This window comes from Pedobacter jamesrossensis, from assembly GCF_042650905.1.
Taxonomy (GTDB): Bacteria; Bacteroidota; Bacteroidia; order Sphingobacteriales; family Sphingobacteriaceae; genus Pedobacter; species Pedobacter jamesrossensis.
The window spans coordinates 63,058-77,982 of sequence record NZ_JBHSBY010000022.1; the positions used below are offsets into that span (position 1 = coordinate 63,058).

Annotated in this window: 13 protein-coding genes; 9 read left to right on the forward strand and 4 right to left on the reverse strand. The window is 35.3% G+C overall.

Annotation, left to right across the window (positions count from 1 at the left end; all coding sequences use genetic code 11):
• Positions 1 to 224 precede the first annotated feature (224 nt).
• Together rho and pssA are read left to right on the forward strand one after the other, a co-directional pair.
• Positions 225 to 1,961: a transcription termination factor Rho gene (rho, locus tag ACFOUY_RS03745; RefSeq protein ID WP_378959120.1), complete on the forward strand. Its 1,737-nt coding sequence runs from the start codon at positions 225 to 227 to the stop codon at positions 1,959 to 1,961.
• Between the two features lie 122 nt (positions 1,962 to 2,083).
• The gene (gene pssA / locus ACFOUY_RS03750; RefSeq protein WP_378959121.1) at positions 2,084 to 2,770 is read left to right on the forward strand and encodes a CDP-diacylglycerol--serine O-phosphatidyltransferase; all 687 of its coding nucleotides are present in this window, start codon (positions 2,084 to 2,086) and stop codon (positions 2,768 to 2,770) included.
• Between the two features lie 19 nt (positions 2,771 to 2,789).
• Here pssA and ACFOUY_RS03755 read toward each other — a convergent pair whose 3' ends face one another.
• Together ACFOUY_RS03755 and folK are read right to left on the reverse strand one after the other, a co-directional pair.
• A complete protein-coding gene (locus ACFOUY_RS03755) occupies positions 2,790 to 3,173 on the reverse strand; it encodes an Hpt domain-containing protein (RefSeq protein ID WP_378959122.1) in 384 nt (127 codons plus the stop codon).
• Between the two features lie 16 nt (positions 3,174 to 3,189).
• Complete coding sequence (gene folK / locus ACFOUY_RS03760) at positions 3,190 to 3,684, reverse strand: 2-amino-4-hydroxy-6-hydroxymethyldihydropteridine diphosphokinase (protein ID WP_378959123.1); 495 nt, start codon at positions 3,682 to 3,684, stop codon at positions 3,190 to 3,192.
• Between the two features lie 50 nt (positions 3,685 to 3,734).
• Here folK and sppA point away from each other — a divergent pair, with 50 nt between their 5' ends.
• Positions 3,735 to 5,501 (forward strand): signal peptide peptidase SppA, encoded by a 1,767-nt coding sequence (gene sppA, locus ACFOUY_RS03765; protein ID WP_378959124.1) that lies wholly within the window; start codon positions 3,735 to 3,737, stop codon positions 5,499 to 5,501.
• A 65-nt stretch (positions 5,502 to 5,566) separates the two neighbouring features.
• On the opposite strand, the gene ACFOUY_RS03770 is transcribed toward sppA, so the two are convergent.
• The gene (locus ACFOUY_RS03770; protein WP_378959125.1) at positions 5,567 to 6,193 is read right to left on the reverse strand and encodes a hypothetical protein; all 627 of its coding nucleotides are present in this window, start codon (positions 6,191 to 6,193) and stop codon (positions 5,567 to 5,569) included.
• A gap of 86 nt (positions 6,194 to 6,279) precedes the next feature.
• Between ACFOUY_RS03770 and ACFOUY_RS03775 the strand changes: the two genes are divergently transcribed.
• From ACFOUY_RS03775 to murA, 6 genes are all read left to right on the forward strand, one after another.
• Positions 6,280 to 7,962 carry a helix-hairpin-helix domain-containing protein gene (locus tag ACFOUY_RS03775; RefSeq protein WP_378959126.1) on the forward strand — a complete coding sequence of 561 codons (1,683 nt, stop codon included), beginning with the start codon at positions 6,280 to 6,282 and terminating at the stop codon, positions 7,960 to 7,962.
• Between the two features lie 170 nt (positions 7,963 to 8,132).
• Positions 8,133 to 8,735 (forward strand): DUF4254 domain-containing protein, encoded by a 603-nt coding sequence (locus ACFOUY_RS03780; protein ID WP_378959127.1) that lies wholly within the window; start codon positions 8,133 to 8,135, stop codon positions 8,733 to 8,735.
• 33 nt (positions 8,736 to 8,768) lie between these two features.
• The gene (locus ACFOUY_RS03785; protein WP_378959128.1) at positions 8,769 to 9,797 is read left to right on the forward strand and encodes a glycosyltransferase family 9 protein; all 1,029 of its coding nucleotides are present in this window, start codon (positions 8,769 to 8,771) and stop codon (positions 9,795 to 9,797) included.
• Positions 9,790 to 10,287: a SixA phosphatase family protein gene (locus ACFOUY_RS03790; RefSeq protein ID WP_378959129.1), complete on the forward strand. Its 498-nt coding sequence runs from the start codon at positions 9,790 to 9,792 to the stop codon at positions 10,285 to 10,287. The genes ACFOUY_RS03785 and ACFOUY_RS03790 overlap by 8 nt, the downstream gene beginning before the upstream one ends.
• 572 nt (positions 10,288 to 10,859) lie before the next feature.
• Positions 10,860 to 11,543: a DUF4290 domain-containing protein gene (locus tag ACFOUY_RS03795; RefSeq protein WP_378959130.1), complete on the forward strand. Its 684-nt coding sequence runs from the start codon at positions 10,860 to 10,862 to the stop codon at positions 11,541 to 11,543.
• A gap of 141 nt (positions 11,544 to 11,684) precedes the next feature.
• Positions 11,685 to 13,010, forward strand: coding sequence for a UDP-N-acetylglucosamine 1-carboxyvinyltransferase (gene murA / locus ACFOUY_RS03800; protein WP_378959131.1), 1,326 nt, complete (start codon positions 11,685 to 11,687; stop codon positions 13,008 to 13,010).
• 265 nt (positions 13,011 to 13,275) lie between these two features.
• Here the strand turns inward: murA and ACFOUY_RS03805 are convergent, their stop codons facing one another.
• Positions 13,276 to 14,637: a pyridoxal-phosphate dependent enzyme gene (locus ACFOUY_RS03805; RefSeq protein WP_378959132.1), complete on the reverse strand. Its 1,362-nt coding sequence runs from the start codon at positions 14,635 to 14,637 to the stop codon at positions 13,276 to 13,278.
• Positions 14,638 to 14,925 lie beyond the last annotated feature (288 nt).

The following is a 14,925-nucleotide window of genomic DNA, read 5'->3' on the forward strand; positions in this document are numbered from 1 at the left end:
TTGAAAACGATTAATCGTTTTTATTCAGCACGTAAACAATTATGAAACCATTTTGAGTTTTTCTTATAACCACTCATTTTCGGTTTTATAACCTAAAGAATTTATATACAATTTAAAAGTCTGGCTTTTAGAAAACTAACATAATATTTAAGTCCAGGCACATTTATAACAGGAAGCATCCGTTATAAACAAATGAAAAATTTCTTGAAACATATATATTTAGAATGTTTAGCAAAACAGAATTAAATGATAAGCTTACTCCAGAATTACGTGAGCTAGCAAAATCTTATGGCATTGAAAGTGCCGACTCCTTAAGAAAAATCGACCTTGTTGAAGTGCTTTTACACCAGCAAGAAATTATTAATGCCGCTAAAGCAGGTGCCGACCCGTATAGCGAAGCAGAAACTGCCGAAGTCGAAGTAGAATCAGCACCAGTTTCAAAAGCAAAAGCAACTAAAGCTGAAAAAGCTCCAAAAGTTGCCGCCGCAGCTACTGCAACAGATAAACCTGTTAAAAAAAGAGCTAGATTAAGCAAAGACGAACCTGCAGCTCCAATCGAAAGAAGAAGAGATTCAGTTACTTTGTTTGATGAACCACAGCATCAACAACAGCCTGAAAGACAACCAGACAGGATTGTAGAAAGCGAGGAAAGCGTTAAGCCAATTTCAGCTTTAATTGAAGAATCGGCAGAGGTTTTACCAACAGCCGCTCCAACAAATACGCCTAGACAAAAACAAGAACCTAGAGAAAAGCAGGAAAAACCGCAACGCGAAGATAATCGCGTACAAAAACAACCCGGTGGTGGCAACCACCACAAAAACGAAAACAGTTATTCTAACTTAGATTTCGATAATGTAATTACAAACGAGGGGGTTTTAGAAATTATGCCTGATGGTTACGGTTTCTTGCGCTCGGCAGATTACAACTACTTAACTTCTCCTGATGATATTTATGTATCTCAGTCTCAAATAAAACTTTTCGGCTTAAAAACTGGTGATACCGTAAAAGGTAGTATCCGTCCGCCGAAAGAGGGCGAAAAATATTTCCCATTGGTTCGCGTAGAAACCATTAACGGAAGAATTCCTGCTGAAGTTCGCGACCGTGTTCCTTTTGATTATTTAACACCACTTTTCCCGACAGAAAAATTAAATTTATTTACGGATAACAGTAATTACTCTACCCGTATTATGGATTTATTTACGCCAATTGGTAAAGGACAGCGTGGTTTAATTGTAGCACAACCAAAAACTGGTAAAACCAATTTACTTAAAGAGGTTGCAAATGCCATAGCGAAAAACCACCCGGAAGTTTATTTAATTATCCTTTTAATTGATGAACGTCCGGAAGAGGTTACAGATATGGCTCGTAGCGTAAGAGCAGAAGTTATTGCTTCTACTTTTGATGAACCAGCCGAACGCCACGTAAAAATTGCCAATATTGTTTTAGAAAAAGCTAAACGTTTGGTAGAAAGTGGTCATGATGTGGTGATTTTATTAGATTCGATTACACGTTTAGCGAGAGCTTACAATACAACAGCTCCAGCATCGGGTAAAATTTTATCGGGTGGTGTAGATGCAAATGCATTACACAAACCAAAACGTTTCTTTGGTGCGGCTCGTAACATCGAAAATGGTGGTTCATTAACCATTTTAGCTACAGCATTGACTGATACAGGCTCTAAAATGGATGAGGTTATCTTCGAAGAATTTAAAGGTACTGGTAACATGGAGTTACAATTAGACCGTAAATTATCGAATAAGCGTATCTTCCCTGCTATTGACATTACAGCATCGAGTACACGTAGAGATGATTTATTATTAGATAGAGATATTTTACAACGTGTTTGGATTTTACGTAATCACCTTGCTGATATGAACAGTCAAGAGGCTATGGAATTTGTACAAGCGCAAATAAAAGGCACTAAAAGCAACGAAGAATTCTTAATTTCTATGAACAGCTAATTTAAGGCTGAAAGGTAAAAGGTGTAAGGCTTAAGGTATCCAACTTGGGAGATTAAGTCTTACACATTTATTGGTTTAAACTCATTCAAACCTTATACCTAAAACCCTAAACCTTAAACCTCATGAAAAGGCATATCCCTAATGCGATTACCTGTGCAAACTTATTTTCTGGTTGTATTGGAATCGTTTTTGCATTTAAAGGCGATTTACAAACCGCAGCATATTTCGTTATTCTTTCAGGGATTTTTGATTTTTTCGATGGAATGGTTGCCCGTTTATTAAATGTAAAATCGGCTATTGGTAAAGATTTAGACTCATTAGCCGACATGGTAAGCTTTGGTTTTTTACCAGGCGTAATCATGTTTCATTTGCTAAAAGCAAGTGATTATTCTTCTGAATATTTACCTTATTTGGGCTTTTTTATCACCATTTTTTCAGCTTTGCGTTTAGCTAAGTTTAATAATGATGAGAGACAAACAGAAGATTTTATCGGTTTAAATACACCAATGAATACACTCTTCATTTGTTCTTTACCTTTTATCGCAGTAGATTATCCTGAGGTAATCGGTTCTACAATTTTATTAATTTCTATTACCGCAATTACCAGTTTCTTATTGATTAGCGAGATTAAAATTTTCTCTTTAAAGTTTAGTGATTTAAGTTGGGCGAAGAATAAAATCAAATTTATCTTTCTGATTTTATCGGCTATACTGATTGCAGTTTTGCAATTTGCAGCAATACCTTTCGTATTGGTAATTTATATTGCTTTATCAATACTTCATTTTAGAAATAATAATAAAGCAATATAAGCTAGCACAATTAAAGTTCTTAAACCATATTAAACTTAGTTTTTACCTCTGCAATGGTCCTGTCTAGCTGAACATAAATTTCATCCAGAATCTGATGAAGTTCTTCAACTTTTTTAGGTATTATTTCGATATTTTGCTCATTACGAGCACAAGTCTCAATAAATTGCACAGAATCTTTTACATCATTCCGCCCAACATAACTAAAGGTTGGTTTTATTTTATGAGCACAATTTGCTAATTTTTTCCAATCCTTAACTAACAAGGTATCTTCAAGTTCTGCCATATAAAATGGAGTTTGCTCTATAAAGGTTTCAAAAATTTCGATGATGAATTCTGGGTCATCACCAACCATTTCTGTAAGATAGGATAAATCTAAGGGATGATTATCTCTGTTATCTTCCATAACCAAAGCTAACTATTTACAACTTGTTTACCTCTAAAAGATCAGAAATATTTTCAGAAATTTCCAAAATAGTTTTCCCCAAAAGCGGATGATTAACATTTGGCGCAATCTCTGCCAGTGGTTTCATTACAAACTTTCGGTTTTGCATTTGTGGATGCGGTACCTGAAGCCTATTTTCGATATTAATAATTTCATCTCCAAATAGAATTAAATCTATATCAATTAATCTTTCTCCCCATTTCTCTTTTCTTATTCTACCTAACTTTTGTTCAATCTCTAATATCTTTTCTAACAATTCCAGAGGCGATAAGTTTGTTTCCAACTGCACCGCTTGATTCAAAAAATCTGGTTGCTCTGTAACTCCCCATGCTGCCGTTTCATAAATAGAAGAAACGGCAGAAACAGTGCCGGCTTCCTCATTTAAAAGCTGAATTGCTAGTTCTAAGTTTTTCTTTCTATCACCCAGATTTCCACCTAGTAACAAATAAGCAATTGTGTGCTCTAATGCCATATTAGCCTTGTATTTTTTATATCTTTACACCACAAAATTAAAACATTTAAATGAGAGATTTTTTTAAGTATTTATTTGCATCAATGTTAGGCTTTTTCCTTTCTATTGTTGTTATTTTCATCATTTGCTTCGTTGTTATTGCAGCGGCAATTTCATCTATCGATGATGATAAATCGGTTGCAGTAGGCAATAATTCTGTTCTATTTTTAAATCTCGACCAGGCAATTACCGAACGTACACCAAAAAGAAGCTTCGGCAATCTTCCAATAATCGGCTCAGAAGAAAGTGATGGAATTGGCTTAAACGACGTTTTAAAATCAATAAAAAGAGCTAAAAACGACGATAACATCAAATGTATCTACTTAAATGTAATCAGCCCGAATGCTGGTTTTGCAACCATGCGTGAAGTTAGAAATGCATTAATCGATTTTAAAAAATCGCACAAAAAGATTTTAGCTTATAGCGAGGTTTACACACAAGGTGCCTATTACCTGGCTTCTGTTGCAGATAAAGTTTACTTAAATCCCGAAGGTGCTTTAGAATTTAAAGGTTTTAGCTCTCAACTTACCTTCTTTAAAGGAACTTTAGAAAAAGTTGGTGTAGAAATGCAGGTTATCCGAGTTGGAAATTACAAAAGTGCTGTTGAGCCCTATATCTTAGACAAAATGAGCGATTATAACCGCAAGCAAGTAACGGCATACGTTGGCGGTTTATACAACACCTTCCTAACCGATATTGCACAAACAAGATCAATTCAAAAAGATAGTCTTTACAGCATTGCCGATAATTATAAAATTAGAGAGCCAAAAGATGCTTTAAATTTTAAAATGATTGATGGCTTAAAGTATAAAGATGAAATTCTTGAAGAACTTAAAGCGTTATCAGGCAAAACCAAAAAACAAAACATTAGTTCAGTTTCTATAAACGACTACATCAAAAACAATACGTCTTCCGGAACAGGAAAAGATAAAGTAGCAATTATATATGCAAATGGCGAAATTACGGGTGGCGAAGGTTCTGATAATCAAATTGGTTCTGAACGTATTTCGAGAGCCATTCGTAAAGCTCGTTTAGATGATGATATTAAAGCAATTGTTATTCGTGTAAACTCTCCGGGCGGTAGTGCTTTAGCTTCTGATGTGATTTGGAGAGAAATTGTATTAACTAAAAAAGAAAAACCAGTTATTGCCTCTTTTGGCGATGTTGCTGCATCTGGTGGTTATTATATTGGCTGCGCTGCTGATAGTATTTTCGTTCAACCGAATACAATTACTGGTTCTATTGGTGTTTTTGGTCTTATTCCGAACTTCCAAAACTTAATGACCAACAAGTTGGGAATTACTTTCGACGGCGTTAAAACCGGAAAATATGCTGATATTATGGCGACTAATCGTCCAATGACAGAAGGCGAACGTTTTATTATCCAAAACGAGTTGAACAGAATTTATAGTGGTTTTGTTAGCCGCGTAGCTGATGGAAGAAAGAAAAGCAAGGCTTACATAGATAGCATTGGTGGTGGCCATGTTTGGATTGGCACTGATGCTGTTCAAATCGGATTGGCGGATAGAATCGGAAGTTTTAATGATGCAATTGCGGCTGCAGCTAAAAAAGCGAAGCTTAAAGATTATAAAGTTGTAGAATATCCGGATGTAATTGACCCTTTAAAATCTTTATTAGAAGAAAGCACTGATAAAATTAAAACCTACTATACCAAACAAGAACTTGGAGAGAATTATATGCTTTACCAGCAAATGAAAAAGGTTATTGCAAGTTCTGGTATTCAAATGAGAATGCCGTTTGAGGCCATTATAAAATAATTTAAAAAGTAAAATGGATGATGGAAATTTCCATCATCCATTTTACATAATTACATCTTCAATCATTATTCAATCAACTTCCATTCTGGATGTAAGGTTAAATAAGTAGCATTAACCGATTGATTTATTTGATGTATGGTTAACGAAATGCTTTTGCCTTTTAAAAACTCAAAGCCAATCCCATCTTGTTTCGCATCATAAACCAGCACCGTATCTTTCTGTTGATTCAAATACGACGAAATTTTCTCCATTGCAGGAAATTTTAATTTCGTATCATATTCAGACTGACCTGTTGTGTATCCGTCCTGCGTTTTAAATTTACCGGAAGTGATGCGAATTTGTTTTACATCCTTTACACGCATACTTGTATCTCGATAAGATGAGTAAATTGCCAGTTCGTTTTTTTGTCCGTTGGTAGAATCGTTGCTATACCAAATCCCCCAAGCTTTGCCCATGGCGGCATCGCCAGCATCAGGCCGACCTAATTTCTTTCCTACTTCCTGCATATCTTCGCCCAAAGAAATCTCTCCAACAGAATGCCCTGGAACGATTAAAAAACGTTCGTCAACAATTTTGCCCGGCCCCGATTCTATGCTTGCAATTGAATCCGATTTGTACTGAGAATTAGTTGATGACTGGCAGGCTGCTAAGCTTAAACCTAAACCAAAGAACATTATTTTTATAGATTTCATAGCTGTAGAACAATGGATTAGTAATTTCTGTTTGAAAAACTTCTACCTGTCAAATTTTTAGGCTTAATTTCCTAATTTTACACCTTATGGAAAACAAAACCATCGCCCGTACTTTGCGTCTCTTATCGCAGTTAATGGAACTGCATGAAGAGAATCCCTTCAAAATTAAATCTATTGCTAATGCCTATTTTAAAGTAGATAAATTGCCCTTTGCTTTAAAAGACAAACCTATTGAAGAAATAGATAAAATTGATGGAATTGGCAAAGGTTTGGCGTCAAAAATAATAGAGTTATTGCAAACTGGCGAACTTAAAGAGTTAAATGATATTATTCAGCAAACGCCAGAAGGCATTATCGAAATGCTTAGCATTAAAGGAATCGGACCAAAAAAAATATTGATTATCTGGAGAGATTTAAGCATCGAAAGTATTGGCGAATTGTATTACGCTTGTAACGAAAACCGCTTAATTGAGGCCAAAGGTTTCGGTTTAAAAACACAGGAAGAAATTAAAAAAGCCATCGAGTTTAAATTGGCTGCAAATGGCAGATTTTTATATGCTCAGGTTGAAAGCTTCGCCAACAGTTTGTTGGATGAAATCTCAAGATGGTTAATTAAAGTTGATAATCATTCATCATTAGGTTTTGCGGGGCAATACCGCCGTTCTTGTGAAATTATAGATGAACTTGAAATTGTAATTGGTGCAGAACACCCTGAAAGAGTTGAATTTGAATTACCAGAATTTGAATCGCTGTCTTTAATAGCTGGCGAAACTGCTTTTATAACCACAACCGAAACGGGTTTAAGAATAAAGATATTTGTTGTTGATAAAGCAGATTTCTACATAGAATGGTTTAAACTAACAGGGAATAGAGAACACGTAGAAAAAGTATTAAAATTAGCTGGCGATGGTCCGTTTGCAAACGAAAATGAGATTTACAGCAAAGCAGGTTTGGCTTTTATTGAACCCGAACTACGGGAAGATTTTGATGAGATTGAATTAGCAAAAGAAAACAAATTACCAACTTTAATAAAATACGACGATTTAAAAGGCAGTTTACACAACCACTCTACCTGGAGCGATGGAGTACATACCTTAGAGCAAATGGCTGTTTATTGCAAAAATGAATTGAACCTTGAATATTTGGGTATTTGCGATCACTCAAAAACTGCCGTTTATGCCAAAGGTTTAAATGAACAACGTGTTTTTGGTCAACACCAAGAAATTGATGAATTGAATAAAAAACTGGCCCCCTTTAAAATTTTCAAGGGTATTGAAAGCGATATTTTAAGCGATGGTTCTTTAGATTATTCGGACGATATTTTAAAAACTTTCGATTTTGTAGTTGCATCGGTGCACAGCAATTTGCGTATGGATGAGGTAAAAGCTACCGCTCGTTTACTAAAAGCTATAGAAAATCCTTATACCACAATTTTGGGGCATCCAACTGGGCGTTTATTGTTAAGTCGTGCTGGTTATCCGATAGATTACAAAAAGATTATTGATGCATGCGCTGCAAATAAAGTGGTGATTGAAATCAATGCAAATCCGTTACGTTTAGATTTAGATTGGCGTTGGCATCGTTATGCTTTAGAAAAAGGCGTTTTGCTCTCCGTTAATCCAGATGCACATAGAACTGAAGGATTCCACGATATGAAATATGGAATTTTGGTAGCCCGAAAAGGCGGTTTAAGTGCAGATAAATGCTTAAATGCTTTTTCGTTGGAAGAGATAATGAATTACTTCGATTTCAAAAAAAGTAGCCTTTGATGATTTTGATCTAGCCACGGAAACCCAGATAATAGAGAACCAAACGCTTTTAACATTGATTAACCACTGATATACAGGATAAACACAGATATGCTTTTGATAATATAATTTGACACCCAAATCTATGTTCATCTGTGCAAATCTGTGGTAAAAAACCTAACTTTGCCCTCATGATAAGTGAAATTGCCAACCGCATATTTAATCAGGTTATTACCGACTACCATAAGTTTGATGAGATTGACCATCCGGTTGAAAACCCATACGATGTTGAAAGTTTAGAACACCTACTCTACGTTAAAAATTGGATTGATACCGCACAATGGCACATGGAAGATGTAGTTCGCAATCCACAAATCGACCCGGTTGAAGGTTTGAGTTGGAAAAGACGCATTGATGCACAAAATCAGGTTCGTACGGATATGGTAGAGTTTATTGATGGCTACTTTTTGAATTTATATCAAGGCATTTCGGCTTTGCCAGATGCTAAAATAAACACTGAAAGTCCGGCTTGGACGATAGACAGACTTTCTATTTTAGCGCTGAAAATTTACCACATGAAAGAAGAAGCAGAACGGGAAAGCGCATCGGCAGAACATCGTGAGCAATGTCGAACCAAATTAAATGTTCTGTTATCGCAACGCGATGATTTATCGCAAAGCATTGATGAATTATTAGCTGATATCGAGGCTGGTAAAAAATATATGAAAGTGTACAAACAAATGAAAATGTACAACGATCCGAGTTTAAATCCGGTATTGTATAAGAAAGGATAAAGCTAAAAGACCAAAGCTGAAAGCTAAAAACAAATGTCATACAAAGAAAAAATTATCGTTTTACGTTTTTCGGCCATGGGCGACGTAGCGATGGTGGCATCTGTTTTAAAAGAATTCTCAGAACAAAACACAACAGCCGAAATTATAATGGTTAGTCGCGAGGCTTTTAAACCATTTTTTAATAGCATTCCTAATTTGGTTTTTCATGCCATACAACCTAAAACTATTCACAAAGGAATTGGTGGATTGTATAAACTTTACCAAGAACTAAGTAAATATAAACCAAACGCAATTGCAGATTTGCATGATAATTTAAGAAGTAGGGCAATTTCTACTTTCTTTCGGTTAAATGGAACAAAAATTAAGCGAATTAATAAAGGCAGGGCGGAGAAAAAAGATTTAACACGTACTGTAAATAAAAATTTTAAACCTTTAAGGCAAACCGTTGAACGTTATGCAGATGTTTTTAGGGAACTGGGATTTCAGATTAACCTAAGTCATAAATTAGTTTCTGCACCACAGGAAATTCCAGATAAAGCCAAAAGCTTATTCAATAATATAAAGAAGAAAGTAGGCATCTCTCCTTTCGCACAACATATTTACAAAATTTACCCATTAGATAAAATGGAGCAAGTAATTGCTGCCCTTTCAAATTTGGGTTTCCAACTTTTTATTTTTGGTGGTGGTAAATCAGAGCAGGAAACTGCCGAAATTTGGTCAGCAAATAATGAAAACACACATAATTTAATTGGCAGCTACAACCTAACCGAAGAACTTTCGATTATTTCCAATTTAGATTTAATGCTTAGTATGGATTCTTCTGGAATGCACATGGCTTCTTTAGTTGGTATTCCTGTTATATCCGTTTGGGGACCAACACATCCTTATGCCGGCTTTTTAGGTTATGGTCAGCTGGAAAGTGATTGTATACAAATTGATGACCCTGCCAGACCAAATTCCATTTATGGAAACAAACCTTGCTTATGTGGTGTTGAGAGTTGTATGGCCTTAATTGAGCCTGAAATAATCATTAAAAAAATTAAAGAAAAACTACATGGCTAAGCAATTACTATTGGTTCGACACGGAAAATCGGATTGGGGAAATTTAGATTTAAAAGATTTCGACCGACCATTAAACAAACGCGGCAAAGAAAATGCCCCTGAAATGGCAGAACGTTTAATAAACCGAGATTTTAAGTTCGATTTGATAGTAAGCAGTCCGGCGAAACGTGCTAAATCTACTGCCAAATATTTTGCAGAGGCTTACCATATTGAGGATATCCAATATGAAGAATCTATTTACGAAGCGAATGTCCGAACACTTTTAAAAATAGTGAATGATTTTGACGATTCAGCTAATACGATAATAATGTTTGGCCATAATCCAGGATTTACGGATTTTGCTAATGAACTGAGTGATGCAGATATTTACAATATTCCAACAGCTGGAATGGTATTAATTTCTTTCCCTTTTGATTCGTGGAAAATGGTTAGTAAAGGCACCGGAGAGTTGATTTTCTTCGATTATCCGAAGAATAGCGATGAGATGTAGTTTTTCGCCACGGAAAAATATAGAACCGTTACGACCGAAGTGAAGAAATCTTTTCTACTTGTCGATTATGGTTATTCAAAGCTCTATCCATTCAGTTACGTGCAGTCGAGATGAGGGTTTATTTATTTCATAAAATCAATATAAGTGACGTTAACAGTAAGTAAACTAAGGGAATGAATGATTATGTTCTGTGAAGACACAGACCATGGAGCAGCTTAGATTTTCATAGGTGCCTTAAACGGTTTAAAACATTATACAAAAACGTCAATGGTAGGATATTACCCAAAAGCATATTTCTTTGTTAAATAAACCTGATTTTAATGAAAAGCCCCAATTTTTTATTGGGCTTGTAATGTAAAGCAGGACTGAAAAATCAAAAGAATTACTGAAACGTTCATTTCCAAAAAAAAATCTAAAATCATAAATCTGGAATCGTAAATAATTTTATTATCTTTGAGCATATCAAAACGAAAGTCCGGCAATAGACATTTCGGTGAATTCATAACCTAATCTCACTTGGTTATTTCATAATTCGTATCGCCGGGCTATTTTTCCAATTAATTTATCAGAACATGAATTTTGACTATAATACTACACGTAGCCATTTGATTTTATCAGAATATGGCCGTAATGTTCAAAACATGGTGAAATATATTTGCGAATTGCCCACCATTGAAGAACGTAATAAATATGCCCAGGCAGTTATCGACCTTATGGGTTTTTTGCAACCGCATTTACGCGATGTTGCCGATTTTAAGCATAAACTTTGGGATCATTTACACATTATTTCTGGTTACCAGATTGATGTTGATAGTCCGTATCCAAAGCCGCTAATTGAGAATGCTTACATAAAACCAGCACCTTTAGCCTATCCACAACAAAGAATTACCTATAAACATTATGGTAAAACGGTTGAGGGATTGATTGAAAAAGCAATGGGAGAGCAAGATCCAGAACGCAGAAAAGCTATGGTGCAGGGAATTGCAAACTTTATGAAAATGGCTTATGTTACCTGGAATAAGGATAATGTTTCTGATGAGACAATTATTAAAGATTTGAAATATCTATCTGGTGGTTTGTTATCTCTTGATGAAGGTGTAAATTTAGCTAAGGTTGAATTTAGAGCACAAAATCCTCGTCAAAACAATAACAATAACCGTGGTAGAAACAACAATAATAACAACAACGGCAAAAACCGCCAGAATAACAACAGCAATAATCGCGGAAGAAATAACAATAATAAACCTAAATATTAAAGGATAAGTACAAGGCTGAAGGAGAAAAGTAAAAGGTTAAAAACAGAGGTTGGCGCCAGCGTTTATTTAAGCACCCAATCTTGATACTTTATACTTATTACCTGATACTGAATTGCTTGGTACTAAATAATAAAAAGCTATATGAACGCATTTGAAATAACAGGCGGAATTAAATTAAAAGGCGAAATTACTCCTCAAGGCGCCAAAAACGAGGCCTTACAGATTTTATCGGCTGTATTACTTACTGAAAAGAAAGTAACCATCAGCAACATCCCAGATATTAAAGATGTAAATAAGCTGATTGAATTATTAGGTGATTTGGGTGTTATTGTTGAACGTATTGATAAAGATACTTATACTTTCGAGGCAAAAAACATAGATTTAAAATTCTTTGAATCGGAAACTTTTAAAGCTAAAGGCGGTGGTTTACGTGGCTCGATTATGATTGTTGGCCCGTTATTAGCTCGCTTTGGTAAAGCTGCAATTCCTAAACCTGGTGGTGATAAAATCGGTCGGAGAAGATTAGATACTCACTTTATAGGTTTCGAAAAATTAGGTGCAAAATTTGTTTACGATAGCAAAAAAGCTTTCTTTAACGTTGATGCAACAGACCTAAAGGGTGCTTATATTTTATTAGATGAGGCATCAGTTACCGGAACGGCAAATATTGTAATGGCTGCCGTTTTAGCAAAAGGCACAACAACTATTTATAACGCAGCTTGCGAACCTTATTTACAGCAACTTTGTAAAATGCTTAACCGCATGGGTGCAAAAATTTCGGGCATTGGCTCTAACTTATTAACCATTGAGGGTGTTAAAGTTTTAGGCGGTACAGAACATAGAATGTTACCCGATATGATTGAAATCGGCTCTTTCATTGGTTTAGCTGCCATGACAGAATCAGAAATTACCATTAAAAATGTTTGTTACGATGAGCTTGGTGTAATTCCTGAAGTTTTTAAAAAACTGGGTATAAAATTAGAACGCAGAGGCGATGATATTTATGTGCCATCGCAAAAGCATTATGAAATTGATACGTTTATTGATGGTTCGATTTTAACAATTGCCGATTCGCCATGGCCTGGTTTTACGCCAGATTTACTGAGTATTGTTTTGGTTGTAGCCACTCAAGCTAAAGGAAACGTATTAATTCATCAAAAAATGTTCGAGAGCCGTTTATTCTTCGTTGATAAATTAATTGACATGGGTGCCCAAATTATTCTTTGCGATCCACATCGTGCAACGGTTAATGGTATCGATAAAAAATACAAACTTCGAGGAATCAGTATGACTTCTCCTGATATTAGAGCTGGAGTTTCGTTATTAATTGCGGCTTTATCTGCAGAGGGTAAATCTACCATTTATAATATCGAACAGATTGAGCGTGGCTACCAGGATATTGATACACGTTTACGTGCTTTAGGTGCACAAATTAAGCGTGTAAATGCTGATGCGCCAAGCCATTAAAGGTTAAAGACTAAAGCAGAAAGCTTAAAGCGAAAATAGCGTGAAGCAAAAAATCCCGTAGTAAAATTTTACTATGGGATTTTTTATTTGTTTTATCTTTATTGCGAGGCATGAAACAATCTCATTTATGGGTAACACTAAAGTATTAAGATTGCTTCGTGCCTCGCAACGACGATCGTTTAGTACATATCTCTGCTGGTCAAATTTAAATATCGACCAACTTTAGCCTGGTGTTCCTCCCCTTCGGGGAGGTTAGGTGGGGCTTTTATCCTGAAATCGCGTTTATAATATCGTACTGCGTAATAATTTCAATTTTTCCAGACTCATCTTCCACTAAAACAGCAGAATTTTCTTTATTAATCAATGATGAAATTTTATCAATTGAAGTATTTAAATCAACAAAAGGGAAAGTAGCCGTCATGATTTCTGAAATTGGTGCAGATTTCAATCCTGGGTTTTCAAGTAGTGCTGATAAAATATCACTTTCGGCAATTTTACCAACAATCATGCCTTGCTGCGTAACCGGAATTTGCGAAATATTCATCGATTTAATAGTATTGATAGCCTCTAAAACAGATTTAGTTGCATCAAGCGTTACAATTTCTGTTGCTTCTTTTTTAGCTAGAATTGACTTCGCTGTTAATTTTTCATCTTGTAAAAATCCTCGTTCACGTAACCAATCTTCGTTATACATTTTACCCATGTAACGACTTCCATGATCGTGGAAAATAACGACAACAACATCTTCTGGCTTTAATTTATCTTTTAACTGAATTAAACCACCAATTGCTGCTCCAGCAGAATTACCTACGAAAATCCCCTCTTTACGGGCAATATCACGAGTCATCAATGCTGCATCTTTATCTGTTACTTTTTCAAATAAATCGATAACATCAAAATTTACGTTTGCCGGCAAGAAATCTTCGCCAATTCCCTCTGTGATGTAAGGATAAATTTCATCCTTATCGAAAATACCGGTTTCCTTATATTTTTTAAATACCGAACCGTAAGTATCGATTCCCCAAATTTGAATATTTGGATTTTTCTCTTTTAAATATCTTCCTGTTCCAGAAATGGTTCCGCCTGTACCGACACCAACAACCAAGTGCGTGATTTTACCCTCAGTTTGTTCCCAAATTTCAGGACCAGTTTGCTCATAATGAGCTTGGGAATTAGCTAAGTTATCATACTGATTTGGTTTCCATGAATTTGGAACTTCTCGTTCTAAACGAGAAGAAACCGAATAATAAGAGCGTGGATCTTCTGGTTCTACATTCGTTGGGCAAACAATTACTTCTGCACCAAAGGCACGTAAAGCATCAACCTTTTCTTTCGATTGTTTATCAGTTGTGGTGAAAATACATTTGTACCCTTTAATAATGGCAGCCATTGCAAGCCCCATTCCAGTGTTTCCCGATGTTCCTTCGATAATGGTTCCACCAGGTTTTAGCTTACCACTTTTCTCTGCATCCTCAATCATTTTAACCGCCATACGGTCTTTAATGGAGTTACCAGGGTTAGTTGTTTCAATTTTGGCTAAAATTGTACCCGGAACGTTCTTCGTTATTGTATTTAATTTAACCAATGGTGTATTACCAATGGTTTCTAGAATATTATTATACCACATGCAACAAAATTAAGCAAAGGCATTAAGTATTTTATAAACTATATTTTATTTGAAACATAATTTCGAAAATTAAAATTTAATAGAATTTTATTGCATAATCTATAATTATGATAGGCATTATAGATTGATTATTGGGCGAATTGCAATATTGGTTTTAATCTGAATAACCTTTTATTCTTTCCGCCACAGATTTACAGATTATTTTTGACAGGCAAAATCATTCTCTTCGGGTTTAATAATTATTGTATACTAGTTGCATATTATAATTCCTGTATTTTTAAGACCCTG